This window comes from Shinella sp. NM-101, from assembly GCF_021401195.1.
Lineage (GTDB): Bacteria > Pseudomonadota > Alphaproteobacteria > Rhizobiales > Rhizobiaceae > Shinella.
In genome coordinates, this window is record NZ_JACBFT010000002.1 from 485,826 (window position 1) to 510,771 (window position 24,946).

Annotated in this window: 23 protein-coding genes; 8 read left to right on the top strand and 15 right to left on the bottom strand. The window is 65.3% G+C overall.

What is annotated here, in order from left to right:
- Positions 1-98: 98 nt before the first annotated feature.
- From L0976_RS06210 to L0976_RS06260, 11 genes are all read right to left on the bottom strand, one after another.
- Positions 99-3,410: an efflux RND transporter permease subunit gene (locus tag L0976_RS06210; RefSeq protein WP_234186544.1), complete on the bottom strand. Its 3,312-nt coding sequence runs from the start codon at positions 3,408-3,410 to the stop codon at positions 99-101.
- Positions 3,411-3,529: 119 nt separating this feature from the next.
- Positions 3,530-4,690 (bottom strand): efflux RND transporter periplasmic adaptor subunit, encoded by a 1,161-nt coding sequence (locus L0976_RS06215; protein WP_234186690.1) that lies wholly within the window; start codon positions 4,688-4,690, stop codon positions 3,530-3,532.
- Between the two features lie 353 nt (positions 4,691-5,043).
- Positions 5,044-6,036 (bottom strand): ABC transporter substrate-binding protein, encoded by a 993-nt coding sequence (locus tag L0976_RS06220; protein ID WP_203315943.1) that lies wholly within the window; start codon positions 6,034-6,036, stop codon positions 5,044-5,046.
- 22 nt (positions 6,037-6,058) lie between these two features.
- On the bottom strand, positions 6,059-6,928 hold the full coding sequence (locus L0976_RS06225) for an ABC transporter permease (RefSeq protein ID WP_234186545.1): 870 nt from the start codon (positions 6,926-6,928) through the stop codon (positions 6,059-6,061).
- Positions 6,925-7,809 carry an ABC transporter permease gene (locus L0976_RS06230; RefSeq protein ID WP_234186546.1) on the bottom strand — a complete coding sequence of 295 codons (885 nt, stop codon included), beginning with the start codon at positions 7,807-7,809 and terminating at the stop codon, positions 6,925-6,927. The genes L0976_RS06225 and L0976_RS06230 overlap by 4 nt, the downstream gene beginning before the upstream one ends.
- Positions 7,810-7,812: 3 nt before the next feature.
- Positions 7,813-8,148: a hypothetical protein gene (locus L0976_RS06235; protein ID WP_203315940.1), complete on the bottom strand. Its 336-nt coding sequence runs from the start codon at positions 8,146-8,148 to the stop codon at positions 7,813-7,815.
- On the bottom strand, positions 8,148-8,942 hold the full coding sequence (locus tag L0976_RS06240; RefSeq protein WP_370643593.1) for an ABC transporter ATP-binding protein: 795 nt from the start codon (positions 8,940-8,942) through the stop codon (positions 8,148-8,150). Before L0976_RS06240 ends, L0976_RS06235 begins: the two co-directional genes overlap by 1 nt.
- A 223-nt stretch (positions 8,943-9,165) precedes the next feature.
- On the bottom strand, positions 9,166-9,540 hold the full coding sequence (locus tag L0976_RS06245; RefSeq protein ID WP_234186548.1) for a hypothetical protein: 375 nt from the start codon (positions 9,538-9,540) through the stop codon (positions 9,166-9,168).
- A complete protein-coding gene (hydA, locus tag L0976_RS06250) occupies positions 9,540-10,994 on the bottom strand; it encodes a dihydropyrimidinase (RefSeq protein WP_234186549.1) in 1,455 nt (484 codons plus the stop codon). The genes L0976_RS06245 and hydA overlap by 1 nt, the downstream gene beginning before the upstream one ends.
- Complete coding sequence (locus L0976_RS06255) at positions 10,991-11,632, bottom strand: endonuclease domain-containing protein (RefSeq protein WP_234186550.1); 642 nt, start codon at positions 11,630-11,632, stop codon at positions 10,991-10,993. The genes hydA and L0976_RS06255 overlap by 4 nt, the downstream gene beginning before the upstream one ends.
- A 4-nt stretch (positions 11,633-11,636) precedes the next feature.
- Entirely contained in the window at positions 11,637-12,887 is a 1,251-nt protein-coding gene (locus L0976_RS06260; RefSeq protein WP_234186551.1) for a Zn-dependent hydrolase, read from the bottom strand.
- A 275-nt stretch (positions 12,888-13,162) separates the two neighbouring features.
- Between L0976_RS06260 and L0976_RS06265 the strand changes: the two genes are divergently transcribed.
- On the top strand, positions 13,163-13,813 hold the full coding sequence (locus tag L0976_RS06265) for a TetR family transcriptional regulator C-terminal domain-containing protein (RefSeq protein ID WP_203315934.1): 651 nt from the start codon (positions 13,163-13,165) through the stop codon (positions 13,811-13,813).
- 3 nt (positions 13,814-13,816) lie between these two features.
- Here L0976_RS06265 and L0976_RS06270 read toward each other — a convergent pair whose 3' ends face one another.
- Together L0976_RS06270 and L0976_RS06275 are read right to left on the bottom strand one after the other, a co-directional pair.
- The gene (locus L0976_RS06270) at positions 13,817-13,981 is read right to left on the bottom strand and encodes a hypothetical protein (protein ID WP_234186552.1); all 165 of its coding nucleotides are present in this window, start codon (positions 13,979-13,981) and stop codon (positions 13,817-13,819) included.
- A gap of 132 nt (positions 13,982-14,113) precedes the next feature.
- On the bottom strand, positions 14,114-14,746 hold the full coding sequence (locus tag L0976_RS06275) for a DMT family transporter (RefSeq protein ID WP_234186553.1): 633 nt from the start codon (positions 14,744-14,746) through the stop codon (positions 14,114-14,116).
- Between the two features lie 154 nt (positions 14,747-14,900).
- Here L0976_RS06275 and L0976_RS06280 point away from each other — a divergent pair, with 154 nt between their 5' ends.
- Entirely contained in the window at positions 14,901-15,539 is a 639-nt protein-coding gene (locus L0976_RS06280) for an exopolysaccharide biosynthesis protein (protein WP_234186554.1), read from the top strand.
- Between the two features lie 229 nt (positions 15,540-15,768).
- Here L0976_RS06280 and preA read toward each other — a convergent pair whose 3' ends face one another.
- Both preA and L0976_RS06290 read right to left on the bottom strand, forming a co-directional pair.
- Positions 15,769-17,082 carry an NAD-dependent dihydropyrimidine dehydrogenase subunit PreA gene (preA, locus tag L0976_RS06285; RefSeq protein WP_234186555.1) on the bottom strand — a complete coding sequence of 438 codons (1,314 nt, stop codon included), beginning with the start codon at positions 17,080-17,082 and terminating at the stop codon, positions 15,769-15,771.
- Positions 17,083-17,094: 12 nt separating this feature from the next.
- The gene (locus L0976_RS06290) at positions 17,095-18,456 is read right to left on the bottom strand and encodes an NAD(P)-dependent oxidoreductase (protein ID WP_234186556.1); all 1,362 of its coding nucleotides are present in this window, start codon (positions 18,454-18,456) and stop codon (positions 17,095-17,097) included.
- A gap of 257 nt (positions 18,457-18,713) precedes the next feature.
- On the opposite strand from L0976_RS06290, the gene L0976_RS06295 reads away from it, so the two are divergent.
- From L0976_RS06295 to L0976_RS06320, 6 genes are all read left to right on the top strand, one after another.
- Positions 18,714-19,667 (top strand): sugar-binding transcriptional regulator, encoded by a 954-nt coding sequence (locus tag L0976_RS06295; protein WP_203315930.1) that lies wholly within the window; start codon positions 18,714-18,716, stop codon positions 19,665-19,667.
- 179 nt (positions 19,668-19,846) lie between these two features.
- Complete coding sequence (locus tag L0976_RS06300; protein WP_203315929.1) at positions 19,847-21,157, top strand: sugar ABC transporter substrate-binding protein; 1,311 nt, start codon at positions 19,847-19,849, stop codon at positions 21,155-21,157.
- A 253-nt stretch (positions 21,158-21,410) separates the two neighbouring features.
- On the top strand, positions 21,411-22,283 hold the full coding sequence (locus L0976_RS06305) for a carbohydrate ABC transporter permease (protein ID WP_203315928.1): 873 nt from the start codon (positions 21,411-21,413) through the stop codon (positions 22,281-22,283).
- Between the two features lie 11 nt (positions 22,284-22,294).
- The gene (locus L0976_RS06310) at positions 22,295-23,119 is read left to right on the top strand and encodes a carbohydrate ABC transporter permease (protein ID WP_203315927.1); all 825 of its coding nucleotides are present in this window, start codon (positions 22,295-22,297) and stop codon (positions 23,117-23,119) included.
- 27 nt (positions 23,120-23,146) lie between these two features.
- Positions 23,147-24,148, top strand: coding sequence for an ABC transporter ATP-binding protein (locus tag L0976_RS06315; protein WP_234186557.1), 1,002 nt, complete (start codon positions 23,147-23,149; stop codon positions 24,146-24,148).
- The gene (locus L0976_RS06320) at positions 24,145-24,918 is read left to right on the top strand and encodes an L-iditol 2-dehydrogenase (RefSeq protein WP_234186558.1); all 774 of its coding nucleotides are present in this window, start codon (positions 24,145-24,147) and stop codon (positions 24,916-24,918) included. Before L0976_RS06315 ends, L0976_RS06320 begins: the two co-directional genes overlap by 4 nt.
- Positions 24,919-24,946 lie beyond the last annotated feature (28 nt).

Genomic DNA, 24,946 nt, shown 5'->3' on the forward strand with positions numbered 1-24,946 from the left:
AGTCGAGGTCGGGCAAGCCTTACTTGATTTCGATCAATGAACTATCAAACGGCCGGCCCGGTGCATGCCGGACCGGCCGTTCGTGCAGTAAAGGCGACTTATTCGGCGGCAAGCGGCGAATGATGCACCACGCTGAAGGGTTTGCGCTCGCCGTTCTTCTTTTCGAGCGTCTCGATCCGCTTCTCCAGATCGCTGACGTCGCGCGCGGTCTGGTCGGCAAGCCGGGTGAGGGCTTCCGGTTCCATGGCCAGCAGTTCCTCGTCCTTCTTGCCGACGAAGCGGCCGAACAGCCAGCCGAGGAAGCGCGAAAGGTCGTCCATGATGAGGAAGAAGGACGGCACGACGACCAGCGAAAGCACCGTCGAGACGATGATGCCGCCGATCACCGCGATCGCCATGGGCGAGCGGAACGAGCCGCCTTCGCCGACGCCGAGCGCGGAGGGCAGCATGCCCGCCGACATGGCGATGGAGGTCATGACGATCGGGCGGGCGCGCTTGCGGCCGGCCTCGATCATGGCGTGCACGCGCTCCATGCCGTGGTGCATCATCTCGATGGCGAAGTCGACGAGCAGGATTGCGTTCTTCGTCACGATGCCCATCAGCATGAGGATGCCGATGAGGACGGGCATGGAGAGCGCGTTCTGCGTCAGGATCAGGCCCGCTGCCACGCCGCCGATGGCGAGCGGCAGCGAGAGCAGGATCGTGAAGGGCTGGATCACGTCCTTGAAGAGCAGGATCAGCACCATCAGCACGAGCAGGACGCCGAGCAGCATGGCATTGGCGAAGGACTGCTGCATCTCACCCTGGATTTCCGCGTCGCCGCTTTCCGCGAACTGCACGGTCGACGGCATGTCGATGCCGGAGGCGATCTCCTTGAAGCGGGCCGTCGCCGTGTCGAGCGCGACGCCCTGCTGGAGGTCGGAGCCGATCGAGACGACGCGGTTGCGGTTGTGCCGCTTCACCGCGCTCGGGCCTTCGGAATAGGAGATGTCCGCGACGGAGGAGAGCGGCACGAACTGGCCGCCCGCCGTCTGTATCTTGAGGTTGCGGATGGCGGCGAGGTCGGTGCGGAAGCTGCGATCGACCTTTACGCGGATGGGGATGAGGCGGTCGTCGAGCGAGACCTTGCTGAGCTGGGAATCGATGTCGCCGATGGTGGCGACGCGCACGACTTCCGAGATCTGCGCCGTCGTGATGCCGAGGCGGGCCATCTGGTCGTCGCGCGGGCGGATCTGCAGTTCGGGCCGCGGCAGCGAGCCTTCCGAGCTAACATTCGCCAGCAGCGGATCGGCGCGCAGCTTCGATTCCAGAACGGCGACGGTGTCGTTGAGGTCCGCCTCGTTGTCGGAGAGCAGGTTGAACGCGAGGTCCCGCTCGCCGCGGTCGTTGAGCTTGATGATGCGCACGTCCGGAATGTCGCGCAGGGTCGCGAAGAGCTCCTTTTCGATGTCCCATTGCGGGCGCAGGCGGCCCTTGGCCTCCATCTTCGGCAGGTGCGGGCCGATCAGCGGGATACGGCCGATGACGTCGTTCACCAGCCTGTGGGCAAGCGAATGCTCCAGCTTGTCGAGGATGACCGTCACCGAGGCGCGGCGCAGTTCGATGTCGCCCTTCGGCGAGGAGCCGCCGAGCACGAAGACGCTCTCGACGCCGTCGATGTTCTTGATCCGATCATAGATCTGCGTGGTGGTGCGGTCGGTGTCGTCAAGCATCGCATCGGGCGGCAGCTCGACGGAGAGCACGACGCGCGAGGCGTCGTCCGGCGGCAGGAAGCTGCCCGGCACGGTGAAGAGCAGGCCGACGGAAGCGATCAGGAAGACGATGGCGGCGGCGAGCGTCGCATAGCGGGCGTACCATGTGCTCGTCGTCTTGCTGACGAGCCAGGTATAGAAGCGCATGAAGGCGCCTTCCTTCTCCTCGCCATGGCCGTCGGCGTCGCCCGACTTCATGAGGTAGGCCGCCATGACGGGGGTGATGAGGCGGGCCACCATGAGGGAGAAGAACACCGCGACGGCGACCGTCAGGCCGAACTGGATGAAATACTGGCCCGGAATGCCCGGCATGAAGGAGACCGGCACGAAGACCGCGATGATGGTGAAGGTCGTCGCGATGACCGCAAGGCCGATCTCGTCGGCGGCCTCGATCGCTGCCCGGTAGGGCGTCTTGCCCATGCGGATATGCCGCGCGATGTTCTCGATTTCCACGATGGCGTCGTCGACGAGGATGCCGGTCGCCAGCGTCAGCGCCAGGAACGAGACGAGGTTCAGCGAGAAGCCCATCAGGTCCATGACGAAGAAGGTCGGGATGGCCGACAGCGGCAGCGCCACGGCGGAAATCAGCGTCGCCCGCCAGTTGCGCAGGAACAGGAACACGACGATGACGGCGAGGAGCGCGCCCTCCATCAGCGTGTGGAGCGCGGCCTCGTAGTTGCCGTAGGTGAAGTAGACGGAATCGTCGACCAGCTCGATGGAGACGTCGGGATATTGCGTGCGCACCGTGTCGAGCGACTTGGCGACGGATTCGGCGACCGTCACTTCGCTGGCGCCCTTGGAGCGGAAGACCGCGAAGGTCACGACCGGGTTGCCGTTGAAGCGCGAGAAGGAGCGCGGCTCCTCGTAGGTGTCGGTGACCTTGCCGAGATCGGAAAGCCGCACGAACCGGCCGTTCGGCAGGGCGATCATCGTGTTGGTCAGCTTCTCGACGGAGCGGGCGTCGCCCAGCGTGCGGATCGCCTGTTCCGCGCCGGCGATCTGGCCGCGGCCCGAGCCGATATCCGCGTTCATGCTGCGGATCTGGCGGTTCACGTCGGCGGCGGAAATGCCGAAGGATTCGAGCTTGTCGGGGTTGAGGTCGACGCGCACCTCGCGGTCGGCGCCGCCGAAGCGGTCGATCTTGCCGATGCCGGGCTGGCCCTGCAGGGCGCGCTTGACCTTGTCGTCGACGAACCAGGACAGCTCTTCGAGCGTCATGTTGGGCGAGGAGACCGCGAAGGTCTGGATCGCCTGGCCTTCCACGTCGATCTTGCTGACGACCGGCTCCTCGATCGAGGCCGGCAGGTCGCTGCGGATGCGGTCGATCGCATCCTTGACGTCCTGGAGCGCCTGGTTCGTCGGCTTCTCGATCTTGAAAAGCACCGACGTGATGGAACTGCCGTCGGTGACGGTGGACATGATGTCGTCGACGCCCTCGATGCCGGCGACCGCGTCCTCGATCTCCTTGGTGACCTGGACCTCGAGCTCGGCCGGCGCGGCGCCGCTCTGCGTCACGGAAATGGCGATGACCGGCACGTCGATATTGGGAAAGCGCGTGATCGGCAGCGCATAGAAGGACTGGATGCCGACATAGAGCAGCAGGAAGAATGCGAGCAGCGGCGCAATCGGGTTGCGAATGGACCAAGCTGAAAAATTCATGTCCCCAAAGTCCTTCTTGCGAGACCGGACGTTCACCCGGATCGACCCGTCCCGGATCGCCCGTCATGCATCCGGGCGCTGCGCCCGGCATTGCGGCCCCGCCATCGCGGAGCCTGGCGTCATTTCGTGGCCGAAGCCTGTTCGCCGTGGACCGGGTTGATGCGGTCGCCGTCACGGACATAGGCGCCGGCCTTGGCGACCACCTCGTCGCCTGCGGCAAGGCCGCTGACGATCTCGATCACCTGGCCGTCCTGGATGCCGGTCTCGACCGGAACCAGTTTCACCATGCCGTTCTCGACCTTGCGGGTCACCGTCCTGCCGTCCGCCGTCGTGATGGCGGAAAGCGGCAGGGTGATGCCCTCCCTTTCCTCAATGACGACCTCCGCATTGGCGAACATGCCGGCGCGCGCCTTGCCCGGTTCGTCGAAGCGGATGTAGACGCGGCCGAGGCGGCTTTGCGCATCGAGGGTCGGTTCGACCAGGCGCACCGCGCCGGTGAGCCGTGCCGCGCCGCCTGCCAGCGTGACGGTTGCCTTCTGCCCCGGCGCAAGCTTGAGGACGGCATCCTCCGAAACGTCCGCCTTGAGCTCGATCTCGCCGTCGCGGATGACGGTGAAGAGCGGAGAGGAGGCGCCGCTGGCGATGGCGCCGATCTTCGCCGTGCGGGCGGAAACGAGACCGGCGACGGGCGACTTGACCGAGGTGCGGGCAAGTTTCAGGTCGATGTCGTCGATCTGTGACTGCGCCACCTTGATGTCGGCCTCGGAAACGGCGATCGCCTGCTCGGCAGAATTGACGCGGGCCAGCGCGGCATCGGCGGCGGCGACGGCCTGGTCGGCATTGGCCTGCGACTGCGAGCCGGACTTGACGAGACGCTGGGCGCGGTCGCGGACGCGAACGGCCTCGTCCGCATTGGCCCTGGCCTCGACGAGCTGGGCCTTGATCTGGGCAAGCGCGGCATTCGCCTTGGCCAGCGAAGCCTCGGTCTGGCTCTTCTGCAGGACCAGCGCGTCGTCGTTCAGCGTCGCCAGCGTGCCGTTCGCTTCCACCCGGTCGCCGACATCGGCGGCGAGCGTGCGGATGGAAAGGCCTTCGACGAGCGGGGTGACATAGACCTCCTCGACCGCCTGGACGGTGCCGGTGGCGATCACGCGGTCCACGATGGGGCGCTTTTCAGCGGCGGTGACGACGATCGCGGGGAGGTTCTGCACCTGTTGCTGCCCGGCATCTTCACCCGTTGCCGCATCGGCGGCGAGGGCGAGCACCGGAACGGCCGTCATGAAGGCGGCGAGGGAAAAAGAGAGAACTATCCTGCGTCCAGAAGCCATAGGCCGAACTTTCCCAAAGAGCATGACTTTATGATGGTCGTCCGGATGTTCTTCTCGTGGTTCTGCCGGACCTTCATTTCCTTGCCAGCATGGCGGACACGGAATGGCGTCAGGCCTCTCCAGGTTCCAACTGTGCGGTCTATGTAGTCGGCGTCCGGCGGGCTTACAAGGGGTAACGAAATGGTGCCTCATTATTTAGCGCGTCCGGTATTTCGACGGTAGCGCGCCACCGCGGACCTTCCTGCGTTCAAAACGAAACGTGCGGGGCAGGGCCCCGCACGCGGCGTTGTTCCCGTGGCGAAAGCCTATTTGAGCGCCTCGTCGGTGACCTCGTGCGTCCAGGCGCCTTCCGGCTCCTTGGAGATGACCGGGTCCGAACCGCCAGCAAGCAGCGATTCGACGGTGCGCTTGTAATCGGCCTCGTCGAGGGCGCCGTTGGAGCCGGCGGTCAGCTTGCTGACCTCGCCCATCATGAACTTCTGGTGCGCCTCGGTCTGCGCGCCGGTCGAGTCGTTCTCCAGGACGATCTCGGCGGCCTCGTCCGGGTGCTCCTCGGCATATTTCCAGCCCTTCATGGAGGCGCGCACGAACTTGACCATCTTCTCCTTGAAGGCCGGGTCCTTGAGCTTGTCCTCCAGCACGTAGAGACCGTCTTCCAGCGTCGCGACGCCCTGGTCCTCGTATTTGAAGGTGACGAGGTCCTCCGGCTTGATGCCCGCATCGAGCACCTGGCCGTATTCGTTGTAGGTCATGGTGGAGATGCAGGCGGCCTGCTTCTGGATCAGCGGGTCGACGTTGAAGCCCTGCTTGAGGACGGTCACGCCGTCCGGCCCGCCCTCGGTCGGGATCTTCAGGTGCGCCATCCAGGACAGGAACGGATATTCGTTGCCGAAGAACCAGACGCCGAGTGTCTTGCCCTTGAAGTCGTCCGGGCCCTTGACGCCGGAATCCTTCAGACAGGTCAGCATCATGCCGGAGGACTTGAAGGGCTGGGCGATGTTGACGAGCGGCACGCCCTTTTCGCGCGTTGCGAGCGCCGAGGGCATCCAGTCGACGATGACGTCGGCGCCGCCGCCGGCGATCACCTGCGCGGGGGCGATGTCCGGGCCGCCCGGCTTGATCTCGACGTCGAGGCCCTCTTCCTCGTAGAAGCCCTTGTCCTTCGCGACATAATAGCCGCCGAACTGGGCCTGGGTCACCCATTTGAGCTGGAGGACGACCTTGTCGGCGGCCCCGGCCTGGAACGCGGCAAGCGAGAAGGCGCTTGCCATCAGCAGCGATGCGATCTTCGTTTTCATGTCAGTTCCCTCTTTCTTCTTGTTACGCCTGTCCACCGCGGACAGACGGATGCCAGAACGTGACGACCCGCTCGATAAGCGCGACGATCCCGTAGAACAGGGAGCCAGCCACCGCGGCGACCGCGATTTCGGCCCAGACCATGTCGACATTCATGCGGCCCACTTCCGTGGAGATGCGGAAACCCATGCCGACGATGGGCGTTCCGAAGAACTCGGCCACGATGGCGCCGATGAGGGCCAGCGTGGAATTGATCTTGAGGGCATTGAAGATGAAGGGCCAGGCGGCCGGCAGGCGCAGCTTGAGGAGCGTCTGGAACCAGTCGGCGGCATAGGTGCGCATCAGGTCGCGCTCCATGTGGCTGGTGGCGGCAAGGCCGGACACGGTGTTCACCAGCATGGGGAAGAAGGTCATGATGACGACGACGGCGACCTTCGACTGCCAGTCGAAGCCGAACCACATGACCATGATGGGCGCGACGCCGATGACCGGCAGGGCCGAGACGAAATTGCCGAGCGGCAGCAGGCCCTTCTGCAGGAAGGGCGAGCGGTCGATGAGGATGGCGACGAGGAAGCCGAGGCCGCAGCCGAGCGCATAGCCGACCAGTACGGATTTCAGGAAGGTCTGGCGGAAATCCGCCCAGAGCGTCGGCACGGATCCGACGAGCCGCGTCCAGATCATGCTCGGCGGCGGCAGCAGGACGGAGGGGACGTTGAAGCCCCGGACGATGCCCTCCCAGAGCACGAGGATGGTGGCGCCGAAGATCAGCGGCACGGCGAGGCGCGCGGCGCGGTCGGCGGCGGGACTCAGGAATTTCCGGCGCACCAGCCACTCGTTGAACGCCCAGGCGGCGAGCCAGAAGACGACGGCGGCTATCAGGATCGATGCATTCATGCCCGTGCCCCCATGCGCTTGAGGACGAGATTGTGCGCGATGCCGACGATGATGACGAGCAGCGCAGCGACGCCCGCCGCCATGAAGAGCGCCGCCCAGATCTGCACCGTCTGGCCGTAATAGGAGCCGGCGAGGAGGCGCGCGCCGAGGCCGGCGACGGCGCCCGTCGGCAGCTCCCCGACGATGGCGCCGACCAGCGAGATGGCGATCGCCACCTTCAGCGAGGTGAAGAGGTAGGGCATGGAGGCGGGCCAGCGCAGTTTCCAGAAGGTCTGCGCCGGGGAGGCGTTGTAGGTGTGCATCAGGTCGAGCTGGATCTGCTCGGGGCTGCGCAGTCCCTTCACCATGCCGACGACGACCGGGAAGAAGGAGAGGTATGTCGAGATCAGCGCCTTCGGCATCAGGCCGGAAATGCCGATGGCGTTCAGCACCACGATGATCATCGGCGCGATGGCGAGGATGGGGATGGTCTGGCTGGCGATGACCCAGGGCATCAGCGAGCGGTCCATGGCGCGATTGTGCACGATGGCGATGGCGAGCAGGATGCCGAGCACGGCGCCCATGGCAAAGCCGAGAAGCGTCGCGGAAAGGGTGATCCAGGCGTGGTAGACGAGGCTGCGCTTGGAGGTGATGGCCTTGTTGACGGTCGTGTCCCAGAGTTCGGCGAAGACCTGGTGCGGCGCGGGCAGGACCGGGCGCTCCTGCGCCATGGTCTTCGGCAGCAGCTCCATGAAGCCGATCGTCGTGCCGGCCCGGGCCGCCGTGTCGCGCTCGAAGGGGGCGTTGAGCACGGCGGCGAAGACGTACCAGAGGGCGAGGAGTGCGAGGAGGACGGTGCCTATCGGGAGCAGGCGGTCACGAAGGAAGCTTGCCTGTTCCATGGATCAGCTCCTCGAGGGGGCGGGCAGCAGCATCAGCCCCATGGCGAGGATGCCGAGACCGACGCCGGCAAGCTGGGTGTTGCTCAGCCGCTCGCCGAAGAACGCGAAGGCGATGACATTGATGACGAGAAGCTGGGTGATGGCGGAAAGCGATATGGCAAGACCCAGCCCGCCCTCGCGCATCAGCCGCAGCATCATCAGGTTGCCGATGACGTAGAGCGTCATCGAGAGCAGCAGGTAAAGGATATTGGTCGTGTGGACATAGACGCGCGAGGCGGAGGCGGCGGTGATGAACACGGCCGTCGCGCCGAAGAGCCAGAGGACGAAGGAGAGCCTCATCAGGCGTGCTCCTCGTAGCTGTGGCCGGCGCGCAGGCCCTCGCGCACACGGTGTGCGATTTCCAGGAATTCGGGCGACTCGCGAATGTCGAGCGGGCGGTCCTTGGGCAGCGGGGATTCGATCACGTCGGTGACGCGGCCGGGGCGGGGGCTCATGACGACGATCCTCGTCGAGAGATAGACCGCCTCGGGGATGGAGTGGGTGACGAAGCAGATGGTCTTGCGGGTCGCGGCCCAGAGCTTCAGGAGCTGCTCGTTGAGATGGTCGCGGACGATCTCGTCGAGCGCGCCGAAGGGCTCGTCCATCAGGAGCAGGTCGGCGTCGAAGGCGAGCGCGCGGGCGATGGAGGCGCGCTGCTGCATGCCGCCGGAGAGCTGCCAGGGATATTTCTTGCCGAAACCCGAGAGGTTGACGAGGTCGAGCGTGCGCTCGATGCGCGCCTTCCGGTCCGCCTTGGAATAGCCCATGATTTCCAGCGGCAGGGCGATGTTCTCCTCGATTGTGCGCCAGGGATAGAGCGCGGCGGCCTGGAAGACATAGCCGTAGGCACGGCGTTTGCGCGCCTCCTCCGGGGTCATGCCGTTGACGGTGATCGTGCCCGATGTCGGCTTTTCGAGGTCGGCGATGACGCGCAGGAACGTCGTCTTGCCGCAGCCGGACGGCCCGATGAAGGAGACGAAATCGCCCTTCTCCACGGAAAGGTCGACGCCGGTCAGGGCCGTGACGGGCCCATCGGCCGTCTGGAACGTCAGGCCGAGGTCTCTTGCTGCAACGACGGTATCGGATGGGGCCATGCTGTTCATCTTTCGGCGCTTCGCACAGCGCGGTTTTCGGCAGACTGCATGGCCCTCACCGGCATTGCAATCGGCATTGTCTGGCGTATCGTCCCGCGCGTGGAATTGCCGGGGAAGGCACCGCCGGGTGCCGGGCCCCGGCAGTGCCCCATGAGCTGGAGCGCGCGGTGATTGGTGCGGTGCCGGTTCCCGCGCAGGCGTCCATGGGCCGGTCGTCCCGCCGTCACTTCCCGCACCTCGCCAGCGGCCCCCAGCGCGTGCCGTCCGCAAAGCTGATCGTGTAGCCGCCATTGTCCAGCGTCAATGTCAGCTCGTAGGGGGTGACCTCTTCCGAACCCTCCTCATGGCAGCCCGCCTTGACGAGCGTGGCGCCGCCGACCTTCCTTCCCTCGCCCTGGAACTCGCAATAGGAGACGGCGGTGGTGATACCCTCCTTGTCGAGCAGGAAGAAGAAATCGGCGCCCGAGGATTCGCCGGTCTCGACATAGCGACAGCCTTCCTTGTCGCCATAGCTACCGTCGATGTCGACCGCCGCCCCGGCCGGGCCGGCGAGGGCGATGCCGAGGAGAAGGGCTGGAAGCGAACGGCCGGCGCGCATCAGACGCCGCTCGCCGGGATGCCGGTGCGCTCCACCTTGCGCGGCGCGGTGATCTCCTTCCAGGTCGACAGCGCCTTGTTGACGGCGGCGAAGGGCTCGCGCTTGACGAACTGGCCGTGCCCCTCGCGGGTCCTGATGGTGCTCTCCTCGATGGCGACGACGCCGCGCGTCAGCGTATAGCGCGGCAGGCCCGTGACTTCCTTGCCCTCGAAGACGTTGTAGTCGATGGAGGATTGCTGGCTCTTCGCCGAGATGGTCTTGCTGCGCTTCGGATCCCAGACGACGATGTCCGCGTCGGCCCCGACGAGGATCGCGCCCTTGCGCGGGTAGACGTTGAGGATCTTGGCGATATTGGTGGAGGTGACGGCGACGAACTCGTTCATCGTCAGGCGGCCGGTGTTGACGCCGTGCGTCCACAGCATCGGCATGCGGTCTTCGAGGCCCCCGGTGCCGTTGGGGATCTTGCGGAAATCGCCGGCGCCGGTGCGCTTCTGCTCGGTCGTGAAGGCGCAGTGGTCGGTCGCCACCACCTGCAGCGAGCCGCTGGCAAGGCCGGCCCAGAGCGAGTCCTGGTGCTGCCGGTTGCGGAAGGGCGGGCTCATGACGCGGCGGGCGGCATGGTCCCAGTCCTTGTCGAAATATTCGCTCTCGTCGAGCGTCAGGTGCTGGATCAGCGGCTCGCCATAGACGCGCATGCCGTTCTGCCGGGCGCGGCGGATCGCCTCGTGCGACTGCTCGCAGGAGGTGTGCACGACATAGAGCGGGGCGCCCGCCATGTCGGCGATGATGATGGCGCGGTTCGTCGCCTCGCCCTCGACGGAGGGCGGGCGGGAATAGGCGTGGCCCTCCGGCCCGTTGTTGCCCTCGTCCATCAGCTTGGCCTGCATGGCGGCGACCACGTCGCCGTTCTCCGCATGGACGAGCGGCAGCGCGCCGAGCGCGGCGCAACGCTGGAATGAGGCGAACATCTCGTCGTCGTTCACCATCAACGCGCCCTTGTAGGCCATGAAGTGCTTGAAGGTGTTGATGCCCTTTTCCTCGACGACGGTCTTCATCTCGTCGAAGACCTGCTCGCCCCACCAGGTCACGGACATGTGGAAGGAGTAGTCGCAATTGGCGCGGGTCGACTTGTTGTCCCAGCGCTTCAGCGCGTCGAGCAGCGACTGGCCGGGATCGGGCAGACAGAAATCGACCACCATGGTCGTGCCGCCGGCAAGGCCGGCGCGCGTGCCGCTTTCGAAATCGTCGGCCGAATAGGTGCCCATGAAGGGCATTTCGAGATGGACGTGCGGGTCGATGCCGCCCGGCATGACATAACAGCCCGCCGCATCCAGCACCTCGTCGCCGGAAAGGTCCGGCCCGATCTCGACGATCTTCCCGCCCTCGATCTTGACGTCCGCCTTGTAGGTCAGGTCGGCGGTGACAATGGTACCGCCCTTGATGACTGTGCTCATGTTGTTTCCCCTGTTTTCCGGGTTTCGGCAGGAATGGCCGGGTAGAAACGCGCTACATGACAACGCTCGGTCATTCGACCGTCCAGCGCGGCAAGGATTGTTTCGAGGACTGCGCGCCGATCGCGGGTCACTTCATGATTCCAGAAGCGGAGGAGGGAATAGCCGAATGCGTTAAGACGATGGGTCCGCAATTCGTCGGAAGGACTCTCAGCGTGCTGAAAGCCATCGATTTCGACTATGAGATGCCGGTCGCGACAGAGAAAATCGACGATGTACGCTCCTAGCGGTATTTGTCTGGAGAACTTGAAGCCGTTGAGACGGCGGTCGCGGAGGTCGCTCCAGAGAAGGCGCTCCTCTTCCGTCTCGATCCGCCTCAGTCGCCTGGCTTGGCCTGTCTTGCCGGAGCGTCGTTTCGTGATGTCGTTCGCGTTCGGCATAACCCCCTCATCCGACCCTTCGGGCCACCTTCTCCCCGCTGGGGAGAAGGGGATACTTGTGGCACCGTTTTTCTTCCCTCTGCGGCACAGCACATGCGGCGATGGATCAAGCGACATGGTCGTGCCGAGCCTTCCCTTCTCCCCAGCGGGGAGAAGGTGGCCCGAAGGGCCGGATGAGGGGGTGTTCACCAGCAAAAACATCCGCTCACTCCGTAATCCCCGCCGTCTCGATCACCGCGTGGAGCAGCACGTCGGCGCCGGCGGCGGCCCATTCCTTCGAAATGTCCTCCGCCTCGTTGTGGGAGAGGCCGCCGACGCAGGGGCACATGATCATCGTGGCGGGGGCGACCTTTGCGGCCCAGCAGGCGTCGTGGCCGGCGCCGGAGATGATGTTCATGTGGCTGTAGCCGAGGTCTTCCGCTGCCTTGCGGACGGTGGCGACGAGCGTCGGGTCGAAGGTGACGGGGTCGAAATGGCCGACCGCCTCGACGGAACAGCCGACGCCGAGCGCCTCGCAGATGGCAGGCGCTTCCGCCTCGATGCGGGCGCGCATGGTGTCGAGCTTCTTCTGGTCGGGCGAGCGGATGTCGACGGTGAAGACGACCTTGCCGGGCAGGACGTTGCGTGAATTCGGCGAGAAGAAGACCTGGCCGACGCCGCCGACGGCGCCCGGCTGGTTCTCCATGGCGACCGTCTGCACCATTTCGAGGATGCGCGCCATGGCAAGGCCGGCATTGACGCGCATCGCCATCGGCGTCGAGCCGGTATGCGCCTCGCGGCCGGTCAGCGTGAATTCCAGCCACCACAGACCCTGACAGTGGGTGACGACGCCGATCTCCTTCTTCTCCGCTTCGAGGATCGGTCCCTGCTCGATGTGATATTCGAAGTAGGCGTGCATCCGGCGCGCGCCGACTTCCTCGTCGCCGACCCAGCCGATGCGCTTCAGCTCGTCGCCGAAGGCCTTTCCTTCCGGGTCCTTGCGGCCATAGGCGTAATCCTGCGTGTGCACGCCGGCGAAGACGCCGGAGGCGAGCATGGCGGGGGCGAAGCGGGCGCCTTCCTCGTTCGTCCAGTTGGTGACGACGATCGGGTGCTTCGTTTCGATGCCGAGGTCGTTCAGCGAACGGACGACTTCAAGGCCGGCGAGCACGCCGAGCACGCCGTCATATTTCCCGCCGGTCGGCTGGGTATCGAGATGCGAGCCGACATAGACGGGCAGGGCGTCCGGGTCGGTGCCGGCGCGCGTCATGAACATGTTGCCCATCGTGTCGACGCCCATGGTCAGGCCCGCCTCGTCGCACCATGTCTGGAAGAGGCGCCGGCCCTCGGCGTCGGCGTCGGTCAACGTCTGGCGATTGTTGCCGCCGGCGATGCCGGGGCCGATCTTCGCCATGTCCATGAGGGAATCCCACAGGCGGTCCGCGTTGACACGCATGTTCTCGCCGGGTGCGGCCATGTCGTATGCTCCCACGTCTTCGGGCTCTTCAGGCCCCATTTTGTTCCCACCGGCCGGCAGCGCGATTGTTGTTTTTGCGCCGTCCGTTCAGAGCAGTTGCCTTTATTTGATAACTGTCTGATAATTTGACCGGTTGGTAAACATTACAGCTTCCGTTGCGGCACTCAAGCCGAAAAACCAAAAACCTTGGGCGAGCGCCCAAGAAAATGGCGGCGGGTAAAAGTGGTGAATTTGGCGGCACTTTTCCGGGCGGCGGAGGGTGGCGAGGGGGCACGATGGCATTACCGAGGGCGGCCAGGACTCAGCGGCGCACGCGCATTCAGGAAGCCAAGGAAGAGCAGATCCTCGAAGCGGCGCTGGAGGTCTTCTCGCTGCACGGCTTCCGCGGTGCGACGGTGGACCAGATCGCCGAGGTGGCCGGCATGTCGAAGCCGAACCTGCTCTATTATTTCCGCACCAAGGAGGCGATGCACCGGGCGCTGATCACCCGCGTGCTCGACACCTGGCTCGATCCGCTGCGCGAGTTCGATGCGGGCGGCAACCCGGTCTCGGAGATCCGCAGCTACATCCGGCGCAAGCTGGAGATGGCGCGCGATTTCCCCCGCGAAAGCCGGCTCTTCGCCAACGAGATCCTGCAGGGCGCGCCCAACATCGAGGACGAGTTGAAGGGGCCGCTGAAGGCGTTGGTGGACGAGAAGGCGGAGGTCATCCGCAGCTGGGCGAAGGCCGGCAAGATCGCGCAATGCGATCCCTATCACCTGATCTTCTCGATCTGGTCGACGACGCAGCATTATGCCGACTTCGACGTGCAGGTGCGTGCCGTCCTGGGGCAGGATCATTCCGGCGAGGGGCGTTTCGAGGATGCGGCGCGCTTTCTCGAACAGCTCTTCGTCACCGGGCTGAACATCAGCGAGCAGCCGGCGTGAGCGTCAGTCCGGCAGAAGCGCCATCAGCGCCAGCCCGCAGGCCGTGACGAGCGCACCCGCCAGCACCGGCGGGCTCGCCCAGCCGTGGCCCAAAAGACCCTCGAGAAGGATGATGAAGCTCGGCGTCAGGTAGCCGTAGCCGAGCACCTTGGAGGCCGGCAGGCGCATCGAGGCATATTGCAGGAGCAGGAAGGTTCCGGCCGTGGTGACGACCGCCAGATAGGCGACGGCGGCGTAGACGACGACGGGCAGGGCGGAAAAATCGGCTTCGACGAGCCCGCGGATACCGGGCGCGACCAGCTAGGCCGTCGCGCCGGCCGTGACCCAGAAGCCGAAGGCGACGGCCGGTTCCCCGCGGTCGAAGCGGCGGATCAGCGGCACGTAGAGCGCGTGGCAGACGACGCCGACGAAGAAGATCATCTCGCCGGCGCCGATGTCGAAGGCAAGGATCGCCGCGACATCGCCGCGGAAGATCACCCAGACGGCGCCGCCGGCCGCGATGACGAGGCCGGCAAGCACGCCCGGCTTCGTCTTCTGACCGAGCACGGGCAGCGCGAAGGCGGCGCTGAGAAGCGGCATCAGGGTGAAGACGGCGCCGGTGGAGACGGGGCTCGTGAATTCCAGCGCCATGAACATGGTCAGCATGTAGAGGGCGATGAGGCCGCCGAGCACGAGGAAGCGCCATGCCTGCCGCGGCCAGACCGCCGGAACGCGGAAGACGCCGAAGGCGAGCGCCGCCATGACGGCGATGGTCAGCATGTAGCGCCAGAGCGTCAGCGGCTCGGCGTCCATGTGGCGCGCCGCGAGCCCGCCGAAGGAAAAGGACCCGGCGATAAGCACCGCGAAGAGCAGCATGGCAAGATGCCCCTTGAGCTTTTCATGGCCTTTGGCGTGAACGGAAAGGCCAGCCGGGGGCGGCATACGCTTCGTCAAGACATTCACCCTATCGTCTGGGGCTCGGGCCCGCGGCACATTGCCGGGGTCGCTCACAGCCATGCGCGCGGGGCCATGCGCGCGGGCGTATGCCAGCCCCATAGGAAAGCCGCATTCCTCGCCCATAGGCGCGCGGCACAGCAAAGGACACTTCATGACGACGGCGATCGGCTTCAAGGACACGGACCGCAAGACGAGCGAACTGCTCGAGGATATTCTCCATTCGATCAAGGGGGAGTACGTCACGCTGCGCGACCTCCTGACGATGATGGGCGAAAGCGGCCTGCTGCTCCTGTGCGCCTTCCTGTCGCTGCCCTTCCTTTTCCCGGTCTCGATCCCCGGCGTCTCGACCGTCTTCGGGGCCGGCATCGTGCTGATCAGCGCGGCGATCACGCTGAACCGGCTGCCCTGGCTGCCGGAAAAGGTCGCCGACCGCCGGCTTGAAAACCGCAAGCTGCGGCCCGTGCTGGAGCGCGGGGTGACGTTCCTGCGCCGGATCGACCGGTTCTTCAAGCCGCGGCTCGCCGCGTTCACCACGGGCGCCGTCATGAACCGCATCAACGGGCTGGTGCTGATGGGGGCAGGGCTCCTGCTCATGGCGCCGCTCGGGCTCATCCCCTTCTCCAACACGCTGCCGGGCATCGCCATCCTGCTGCTTGCCGCCGGCATTTCGCAGCGCGACGGGCTGGTGGTGCTTGCCGGCTACGTGATGGTCGTGCTGACGATCGTGTATTTCTCGGCACTTGCGCTCCTCGCCTACAGCGCCGGACAGAGCTTCAACATCTTCGGATGAGGTGGACTCAAAGGCTTCGTTTCGCCTTTCGATTCCTTCGGTTTGCACAGCCGCAAGCTTTCCGGTTCACATCATCCGCAAACCTTTCCTCCGTCATCCTCGGGCCAAGTCCGAGGATGACGAACGGGAGGGGAGCGGGTTTGATGGAGAAACGGTTGCCTCAATCGCGCGGACCGTCGATGTGGATGAAATCAGAAAGGCCGGGGCTCGTTACCCCGGCCGTTTCGTTTCATTCCGCCGCCTGCCGCGCCATCGGATTGTTCGGATGGGTCGTCCAGTTGGCGTAGTTCGGATCGACCGGCTTGCCGGTGCGCTGATCGAGCGTGCCGGGTTCGAGGCTCACCATGGTGATGCAGTTCTCGACCGGGCAGACGTTGACGCAGAGATTGCAGCCGACGCATTCGTCTTCCATCACCTCGAAATGCCTGATGCCGTCGACGAACTGCGTGATCGCCTGGTGCGAGGTGTCCTCGCAGGCGATGTGGCAGCGGCCGCACTTGATGCAGGCATCCTGGTCGATGCGGGCTTTGGCGATGTAGTTGAGGTTGAGGTACTGCCAGTCCGTGACGTTCGGCACGGCGCGCCCGCAGATGTCGTCGAGGTTGCGGTGGCCCTTGGCGTCCATCCAGTCGGAAAGGCCGGAGATCATCTCCTCGACGATCTTGAAGCCGTAGGTCATGGCCGCCGTGCAGACCTGCACGTTGCCGGCGCCGAGCGCCAGGAATTCGGCAGCGTCCCGCCAGGTCGTCACGCCGCCGATGCCCGAGATCGGCAGGCCGTAGGTTTCCGGGTCGCGGGCGATCTCGGCCACCATGTTGAGCGCGATGGGCTTGACCGCCGGGCCGCAATAGCCGCCATGCGTGCCCTTGCCGCCGACCGTCGGGTTCGGGGCGAAGCTGTCGAGGTCGACCGAGACGATCGAGTTGATCGTGTTGATCAGCGACACGGCGTCGGTGCCGCCGGCCTTGGCCGCGCGGGCGGGCTTGCGGATGTCGGTGATGTTGGGCGTCAGCTTGGTGATGACGGGCATTCGTGTGTACTGCTTGCACCAGCGCACGACCATCTCGATATATTCCGGCACCTGGCCGACCGCCGCGCCCATGCCGCGCTCGGACATGCCGTGCGGACAGCCGAAATTGAGCTCGATGCCGTCCGCGCCCGTCTCTTCCACCAGCGGCAGGATCGCCTTCCAGCTCTCCTCCTCGCAGGGCACCATGATCGAGGCGATCAGCGCCCGGTCCGGCCAGCTCATCTTGACCTGCTTCATCTCGATCAGGTTCGTGTAGAGATCGCGATCGGTGATGAGCTCGATATTGTTGAGGCCGAGGAGGCGGCGGTCGGCGCCCCAGATCGCGCCGTAGCGCGGGCCGTTGACGTTGACGACCGGCGGGCCCTCCTCGCCGAGCGTCTTCCAGACCACGCCGCCCCAGCCCGCCCTGAAGGCGCGCTCGACATTGTAGGCCTTGTCGGTCGGCGGGGCGGAGGCGAGCCAGAACGGGTTGGGCGACTTGATGCCGACGAAGTTGTTGCGAAGATCAGCCATGTCTCATCTCCCTCAAGCGACGGCAACGGAAGGCTGCGCGGCGGCAGCCAGCATGCGGTTGATCGAATCGGCCGCATCGCGCCCTTGCGCGACGGAGGTGACCGTCAGGTCCTCGCCGGCCTTCACGCAGTCGCCGCCCGCCCAGACATGGGGAACGGAGGTGCGGCCCTCCGCGTCGATGGCGATGCGGCCGGCCGCCATGGTGAGCGAGCCGAGGCCCGCGGCCTCGAAGGTCTGGCCGATGGCCTTGAAGATCTGGTCGGCGGCAAGTGCCCCGGTCTCGCCGGTGCCGACGAGCCTGCCGTCGCGCATCTCGGTATATTCCATCTCGATGCCCGCGACGTGGCCGTCCCGCGCGATGACGCGCTTCGGCTGGAGCCAGTGGCGGATCATCACGCCCTTCGAGGTGGCGAGGTCCTGCTCGAAGGGCGAGGCGTTCATGTGCTCCTTGCCGCGGCGGTAGCAGATCGTCACCTCTTCCGCGCCGAGGAGCTTTGCCTGCACGGCGGCGTCGATGGCCGTCATGCCGCCGCCGATGACGACGACGCGCCGGCCGACCGGCACGGTGGCCTTGTCCTCGGCCTGGCGCAGTTCGGCGATGAAATCGACGGCATCGGTGACGCCCGGAAGGGTCTCGCCTTCCGCGCCGAGTGCGTTGACGCCGGCAAGGCCCATGCCGAGGAACACGGCGTCGAAATTGGCGGTGAGGTCGGCCAGCGTGAAGTCGCGGCCGAGCTTCAGGCCGTTCTTCACCTCGATGCCGCCGATGGAGAGCACATAGTCGACCTCGCGCCGGGCGAAATCGTCGACGGCCTTGTAGGTGGCGATGCCGTATTCGTTGAGGCCGCCGGCCTTCTCGCGCGCCTCGAAGATCACGACGTCGTGGCCGTTCATGGCAAGGCGGTGGGCGCAGGCAAGGCCCGCCGGGCCGGCGCCAACGACCGCGACGGCCTTGCCGGTGCGGGCCGCGCGTTCGTAGAAATGCTTGTTTTCCGTCATCGCGACGTCGGTCGCGTAGCGCTGGAGGCGGCCGATCTCGACGGGGCGGTGTTCCGCGGTGTTGCGCACGCAGGCCTGCTCGCAGAGCGTCTCGGTGGGACAGACGCGGGCGCACATGCCGCCGAGGATGTTCTGGTCGAAGATCGTCTTGGCCGAGCCGATCGGGTTGCCCGTCGAGATCTGGCGGATGAACAGCGGAATGTCGATGGAGGTGGGACAGGCCGTCATGCACGGCGCGTCGTAGCAGAAGTAGCAGCGGTCGGCTGCGACCAGCGCCTCATGGTCGTCGAGGCGTGGGTGGAGGTCGGAAAAGTTCGTCTCGTATTCGGCCGGCGCAAGGCGCCCGCGATGGATCCCAGATTGCGTCGTTCCCATAGTTATCTCCCATTCGAGTGGGCTTTTTGAATGGAAGAACGGTAACTCAGGTTTATTTTTTTATCAAACGGTAAAATTTCAAACGGAATGCCGGTTTTCCAGGGCCTGCAGCGAAAATAAACATGAGTATTCCAGTTGCCTTTTCGTGACGTCAACGGGGTGATGCGGCCATGGCTGTCTCCTGTGCGCCATCACATGACGTTTGACAGGTGGGGTGAAAAGATGCAGCAAATCGTGGGAAACAACCGGGGAATACGATGGCGAAGCGGACGGAAGCAGCGGGGCGGCTGGACGATGCGGCAAGGGCCGGCTGGCTTTATTATGTCGCCGGCCGCACGCAGGACGAGATCGCCTCGGCCATGGGCATTTCCCGCCAGTCGGCGCAACGCCTCGTCTCGCTTGCCGTCGCCGAGCGGCTGATCAAGGTTCGTCTCGACCACCCCATCGCCGAATGCCTGGAGCTGGGCGAGGCGCTCAAGCAGAAGTTCGACCTTGTGCATGTCGACATCGTGCCGGGTGACCCGGGCTCCACCTCCACGACGGTCGGCATCGCCGAGGCGGGGGCGGCGGAGATCGAGCGCTGGCTGAAGAAGAGCGAGCCGATCGTGCTGGCGGTCGGCACGGGGCGCACGCTCAAGGCGGCGATCGACCAGCTTCCGACGATGGAATGTCCGCAGCACCGCATCATGTCGCTGACCGGCAATATCGGGCCGGACGGTTCGGCCGCCTATTACAACGTCATCTTCTCCATGGCCGATGCGGTGAAGGCGCGGCACTATCCGATGCCGCTGCCGGTGCTCGTCTCCTCCACGGAGGAGCGCGATCTCCTGCACAAGCAGAGCCTCGTGCAATCGACGCTCCAGCTCGGCCGCGAGGCCGATGTCGCCTTCGTCGGCATCGGCGAGCTCGGCGCCGACGCGCCGCTCTGCCTCGACGGCTTCCTCGATCCCGAGGAGATGGCGCGGCTGATGAAGGAGGGGGCCACGGGCGAGATCTGCGGCTGGATGTTCGACAGCAACGGCAAGCTGCTGGAGGGCAGCATCAACGAGCGCGTCGCCTCCGTGCCGCTGCCGCCGCGCGAGACGACCACCGTCATCGGCCTTGCCAAGGGCAAGCGCAAATATGCCGCGCTTCTCGCCGCCCTTCGCGGCCGCATGATCAACGGCGTCATTACCGACGAAGCGACGGCGCGCTACCTGCTTTCCGCCTGACAGGCGGCTGCGGCACGCGGCCGGCTGCATTCGCCGCGCACAAATTTCCCATGCGATTCAAGCTCCGCCTGCCTGCATTGTGCAGCGCAGCAACGAATAGCCATTGACTTCGTGCGGCAATTTATGAGTAATTGCCCATGAGCGAAGCAAATGCTCATAACCCTTCTGGGAGGAAGACGATGAATTTGAGAACCCTTCTGCTGGGCACCTGCTCGGCTGCTCTGCTTGCCGGTTTCGCCAATGCCGAAACCCTGACGATCGCCACCGTCAACAACGGCGACATGATTCGCATGCAGGGGCTGACGGAAGACTTCACGACGAAGAACCCGGACATTCAGCTCGAGTGGGTGACGCTCGAGGAAAACGTGCTGCGCGAGCGCGTGACGACCGACATCGCGACGAAGGGCGGCCAGTACGACATCGTCACGATCGGCAACTACGAAGTTCCGATCTGGGCGAAGCAGGGCTGGCTGGTCGCGCTCGACGGCCTTGGCGACGACTATGACGTCGACGACCTGCTGCCGGCGATTCGCGGCGGCCTTTCCGTCGACGGCAAGCTCTATGCCGCGCCGTTCTACGGCGAATCCGCCATGATCATGTACCGCAAGGACCTGTTCGAGAAGGCCGGCCTCACCATGCCCGATTCCCCGACGTGGGAATTCATCGGCGATGCCGCCCGCAAGATCACCGACCGCGGCGCCGACATCAGCGGCATCTGCCTGCGCGGCAAGGCCGGCTGGGGCGAGAACATGGCGTTCCTCACCGCGCTCAACAACTCCTTCGGCGGTCGCTGGTTCGACGAGAACTGGCAGCCCCAGTTCGACCAGCCGGAATGGAAGGCTTCCCTCCAGTTCTACGTCGACATGATGAAGGACGCCGGCCCGCAGGGCGCTTCGTCCAACGGCTTCAACGAGAACCTGACGCTCTTCCAGCAGGGCAAGTGCGGCATGTGGATCGACGCGACGGTCGCCGCTTCCTTCGTCTCCAACCCGAAGGACTCGACGGTCGCCGACAAGGTCGGCTACGCGATCTTCCCGGATACCGGCAACGGCAACCATGGCCATTGGCTGTGGTCGTGGAACCTCGCCGTTCCGGCAAGCTCGACCAAGGCCGAGGCCGCGCAGAAGTTCATCTCCTGGGCGACCAGCAAGGGCTACACCGAGCTCGTCGCGTCCAAGGAAGGCTGGGCGAACGTTCCTCCGGGCACGCGCACCTCGCTCTACAAGAACGCCGAATACGAGAAGGCAGCCCCCTTCGCAGCCCCGACCCTTGCGGCGATGGATGCGGCCGACATCACCAAGCCCTCGGTCAAGCCGGTGCCCTATACGGGTGGCCAGTTTGTCGCGATCCCGGAATTCCAGGGTCTCGGCACGACGGTCGGCCAGCTCTTCTCGGCCGTGCTCGCAGGCCAGTCCTCCGTGGACGACGCGCTGGCACAGGCCCAGACCACGGCCGTTCGCGAAATGACCCGCGCCGGCTACATCAAGTAAGCCTCCTCCCCAAGGACAGGCTGCCCGGAATGCGTTCCGGGCAGCCGAGGACGCGGGGTGCCGTGCTCGGCGTTTGCCCCTCATCCCCCTGCCGGGACCTTCTCCCCGCAGGCGGGGAGAAGGAGGAAAGCGGCACGCCCATCGTTCCTCTCCCCGCCTGCGGGGAGCGGATGCCGGCAGGCAGGTGAGGGGCCGCTGACGGCATATATGATCTGACAGCGTGGCCGGCCGCACCGGCTCTCGGGAGGAAATCATGGCAACGGAAAATACGCGCGGGCTCGCGCGGCTGATGCTGGCGCCCTCGGTGGGTCTGCTTCTGATCTGGATGATCGTGCCGCTGGCGATGACGCTGTGGTTCTCGTTCCAGAACTACAACCTCCTGAACCCGGCGAATGTGAGCTGGACGGGGCTGTTCAACTACAAGTTCTTCTACACCGATCCGGCCTTCTTCCAGTCGATCTGGAACACGCTGCTGATCGTCGGCGGGGTGCTTCTCATCACCATCGTCGGGGGGACCGCCATCGCGCTGCTGCTCGACCAGCCCATGTGGGGGCAGGGGATCGTGCGCATCATGATCATCTCGCCCTTCTTCGTCATGCCGCCGGTCGCCGCGCTGGTGTGGAAGAACATGATCATGCATCCGGGATACGGGGTGCTGGCCGACATCAACCGCGCCTTCGGCTTCCAGCCCATCGACTGGTTCGCGCAGTTCCCGCTGCTCTCCATCATCATCATCGTCGCCTGGCAATGGCTGCCCTTCGCCACGCTCATCCTCCTGACGGCGCTGCAGTCGCTCGACGGCGAGCAGAAGGAGGCGGCCGAGATGGACGGCGCGGGCTTCGTTTCCCGCTTCATCTACCTGACGCTGCCGCACCTTGCGCGCGCCATCACCGTCGTCATCCTCATCCAGACGATCTTCCTGCTCGGCGTCTATGCGGAAATCCTCGTCACCACGAACGGCGGGCCGGGCTATGCCTCGACGAACCTCGCCTTCCTGATCTACCGCACCGCGCTTCTCGGCTACGACGTGGGCGGCGCCTCCGCCGGCGGCATCATCGCCGTCATCCTCGCCAATATCGTCGCCATCTTCCTGATGCGCGCCGTCGGCAAGAACCTGGACAAGTAGGAGGAAAGACCATGGCACGAGCCGTTTCGACCCGCCACAAGGTCCTCGCCACGACCGCCGCCTGGATCGTCGCGCTGATCATCTTCTTCCCGATCCTCTATACGATCATCACGTCGCTGAAGACGGAGCCGGAAGCGATCAAGGGCTTCAGCCTGATCCCCTCCTTCACGCTGGAAAGCTACGTGACGGTGCAGACGCAGCGCGACTACTTCAAGCCCTTCATGAACTCGGTGGTCCTCTCCGTCGGCTCCACGCTGCTGGCGCTCGCCATCGCCATCCCGGCGGCATGGTCGATGGCCTTCTCGCCGACGCGGCGCACCAAGGACATCCTGATGTGGATGCTCTCGACCAAGATGATGCCGGCCGTCGCCGTTCTGGTGCCGATCTACCTCATCTTCCGCGACACCGGCCTTCTCGATACGCGCCTCGGCCTCACCGTCATGCTGACGCTGATCAACCTGCCGATCGTCGTGTGGATGCTCTACACCTACTTCCGGGAAATCCCCGGCGAGATCCTCGAAGCGGCCCGCATGGACGGCGCGGGCCTGCTGCAGGAGATCGTCTACGTGCTGACGCCGATGGCGGTGCCCGGCATCGCCTCGACGCTGCTGCTCAACATCATCCTCGCCTGGAACGAATCCTTCTGGACGATCCGCCTGACGACGACGAACGCCGCGCCGCTGACGGCCTTCATCGCCTCGTTCTCGAGCCCGCAGGGCCTGTTCTGGGCCAAACTCTCGGCAGCCTCCACGCTCGCCATCGCGCCCATCCTCATCATGGGATGGTTCAGCCAGAAACAGCTTGTCCGCGGCCTGACCTTCGGCGCCGTGAAGTAAGACGACCAGAGATCGGGGAGGAAACCCATGGGCAAGATCATTCTCAAGAAAGTCAACAAGGCCTTCGGCGCCACGCAGGTCATCCCGGGCATCGACCTCACCATCGAGGACGGCGAGTTCGTCGTCTTCGTCGGCCCGTCGGGCTGCGGCAAGTCCACGCTGCTGCGCCTCATCGCGGGCCTTGAGGACACCACGAGCGGCACCATCGAGATCGACGGCAAGGACGTGACCGCCGCCGCTCCCGCCAAACGCGGGCTCGCCATGGTGTTCCAGTCCTATGCGCTCTATCCGCACATGACGGTACGCAACAACATCGCCTTCCCGCTGAAGATGGCGAAGACCGATCCTGCCATCATCGACAAGAAGGTGACGGAAGCAGCACGCGTGCTGAACCTCACCAACTACCTGGAGCGGCGGCCGGGTCAACTTTCCGGCGGTCAGCGCCAGCGCGTGGCCATCGGCCGCGCCATCGTGCGCGAACCGTCGGCCTTTTTATTCGACGAGCCGCTGTCCAACCTCGACGCGGCGCTGCGCGGCACGATGCGGCTCGAGATCTCCGAGCTGCACTACCAGCTCAAGACCACGATGATCTACGTCACCCACGACCAGGTGGAGGCCATGACCATGGCCGACAAGATCGTGGTGCTGAATGCCGGCAATATCGAGCAGGTCGGCTCGCCGCTCGACCTCTACAACAAGCCGGACAACCTCTTCGTCGCCGGCTTCATCGGCTCGCCGCGCATGAACTTCGTCACGGGCGAGGCGGCAAGGCCCTGGAATGCGCCGACCGTCGGCGTCCGTCCGGAGCACCTGAAGCTCTCCAGGGAGAGCGGCACCTGGAAGGGCCTCGTCGGCGTCGCCGAGCACCTCGGCTCCGATACCTTCCTGCACGTCAATGTCGAGGGCATCGGCATGATGACGGTGCGCGCCGGCGGCGACTTCGGCGTCACCCACGGCGATACGGTCTACCTGACGCCCGACGACACCCGCATCCATCGCTTCGACGACAAGGGAATGGCAATCCGATGAACAGACTGGAAGGCAAGAGCGCGCTCATCACGGGATCGGCGCGCGGCATCGGCCGGGCCTTTGCGGAGGCCTATGTGCGCGAGGGTGCCCGGGTCGCCATCGCCGACATCAATATCGAGCGGGCGCAGGCGACCGCCAGCGAGATCGGTCCCGCGGCCTATGCGGTCCAGATGGACGTGACGCGGCAGGAATCCATCGATGCGGCGATCGGGACCTGCGTGAAGGAAGCCGGCGGGCTCGACATCCTCGTCAACAACGCCGCGCTCTTCGACCTCGCGCCGATCGTTGAGATCACGCGGGAGAGCTATGACAGGCTGTTCTCGATCAATGTCGCCGGCACGCTCTTCACGCTGCAGGCGGCGGCGAAACAGATGATCGCACAGGGCCGCGGCGGCAAGATCATCAACATGGCGAGCCAGGCCGGCCGGCGCGGCGAGGCGCTCGTCGCCATCTACTGCGCCACCAAGGCCGCGGTGATCAGCCTCACCCAGTCGGCCGGGCTGAACCTCATCAGGCACGGCATCAACGTCAATGCCATCGCCCCCGGCGTGGTCGACGGCGAGCACTGGGACGGCGTCGACGCGCTCTTTGCGAAATACGAGAACCGGCCGCTCGGCGAGAAGAAGCGCCTCGTCGGCGCCGAAGTGCCCTTCGGCCGCATGGGGACGGCGGACGACCTCACCGGCATGGCGATCTTCCTTGCCTCGCAGGAGAGCAACTACGTCGTCGCCCAGACCTACAATGTCGATGGCGGCAACTGGATGAGCTGAGCCCGCGCTATCCACGCGGACCCGCACG

Excerpts from the sequence above, each read along its gene's own strand:
- L0976_RS06295 (WP_203315930.1), top strand. The coding sequence starts at position 18,714 with ATGGCGAAGCGGACGGAAGCAGCGGGGCGGCTGGACGATGCGGCAAGG.
- L0976_RS06215 (WP_234186690.1), bottom strand. The coding sequence starts at position 4,690 with ATGACGGCCGTTCCGGTGCTCGCCCTCGCCGCCGATGCGGCAACGGGT.
- L0976_RS06315 (WP_234186557.1), top strand. The coding sequence starts at position 23,147 with ATGGGCAAGATCATTCTCAAGAAAGTCAACAAGGCCTTCGGCGCCACG.
- L0976_RS06240 (WP_370643593.1), bottom strand. The coding sequence starts at position 8,942 with ATGGCCCCATCCGATACCGTCGTTGCAGCAAGAGACCTCGGCCTGACG.
- L0976_RS06230 (WP_234186546.1), bottom strand. The coding sequence starts at position 7,809 with ATGGAACAGGCAAGCTTCCTTCGTGACCGCCTGCTCCCGATAGGCACC.
- L0976_RS06265 (WP_203315934.1), top strand. The coding sequence starts at position 13,163 with ATGGCATTACCGAGGGCGGCCAGGACTCAGCGGCGCACGCGCATTCAG.
- L0976_RS06260 (WP_234186551.1), bottom strand. The coding sequence starts at position 12,887 with ATGGCCGCACCCGGCGAGAACATGCGTGTCAACGCGGACCGCCTGTGG.
- preA (WP_234186555.1), bottom strand. The coding sequence starts at position 17,082 with ATGGCTGATCTTCGCAACAACTTCGTCGGCATCAAGTCGCCCAACCCG.
- L0976_RS06300 (WP_203315929.1), top strand. The coding sequence starts at position 19,847 with ATGAATTTGAGAACCCTTCTGCTGGGCACCTGCTCGGCTGCTCTGCTT.
- L0976_RS06290 (WP_234186556.1), bottom strand. The coding sequence starts at position 18,456 with ATGGGAACGACGCAATCTGGGATCCATCGCGGGCGCCTTGCGCCGGCC.
- L0976_RS06210 (WP_234186544.1), bottom strand. The coding sequence starts at position 3,410 with ATGAATTTTTCAGCTTGGTCCATTCGCAACCCGATTGCGCCGCTGCTC.
- L0976_RS06255 (WP_234186550.1), bottom strand. The coding sequence starts at position 11,632 with ATGTTTTTGCTGGTGAACACCCCCTCATCCGGCCCTTCGGGCCACCTT.
- L0976_RS06245 (WP_234186548.1), bottom strand. The coding sequence starts at position 9,540 with ATGCGCGCCGGCCGTTCGCTTCCAGCCCTTCTCCTCGGCATCGCCCTC.
- L0976_RS06320 (WP_234186558.1), top strand. The coding sequence starts at position 24,145 with ATGAACAGACTGGAAGGCAAGAGCGCGCTCATCACGGGATCGGCGCGC.
- L0976_RS06220 (WP_203315943.1), bottom strand. The coding sequence starts at position 6,036 with ATGAAAACGAAGATCGCATCGCTGCTGATGGCAAGCGCCTTCTCGCTT.
- L0976_RS06235 (WP_203315940.1), bottom strand. The coding sequence starts at position 8,148 with ATGAGGCTCTCCTTCGTCCTCTGGCTCTTCGGCGCGACGGCCGTGTTC.
- L0976_RS06305 (WP_203315928.1), top strand. The coding sequence starts at position 21,411 with ATGGCAACGGAAAATACGCGCGGGCTCGCGCGGCTGATGCTGGCGCCC.
- L0976_RS06310 (WP_203315927.1), top strand. The coding sequence starts at position 22,295 with ATGGCACGAGCCGTTTCGACCCGCCACAAGGTCCTCGCCACGACCGCC.
- L0976_RS06280 (WP_234186554.1), top strand. The coding sequence starts at position 14,901 with ATGACGACGGCGATCGGCTTCAAGGACACGGACCGCAAGACGAGCGAA.
- L0976_RS06225 (WP_234186545.1), bottom strand. The coding sequence starts at position 6,928 with ATGAATGCATCGATCCTGATAGCCGCCGTCGTCTTCTGGCTCGCCGCC.
- L0976_RS06270 (WP_234186552.1), bottom strand. The coding sequence starts at position 13,981 with ATGCGCCTGCCGGCCTCCAAGGTGCTCGGCTACGGCTACCTGACGCCG.
- hydA (WP_234186549.1), bottom strand. The coding sequence starts at position 10,994 with ATGAGCACAGTCATCAAGGGCGGTACCATTGTCACCGCCGACCTGACC.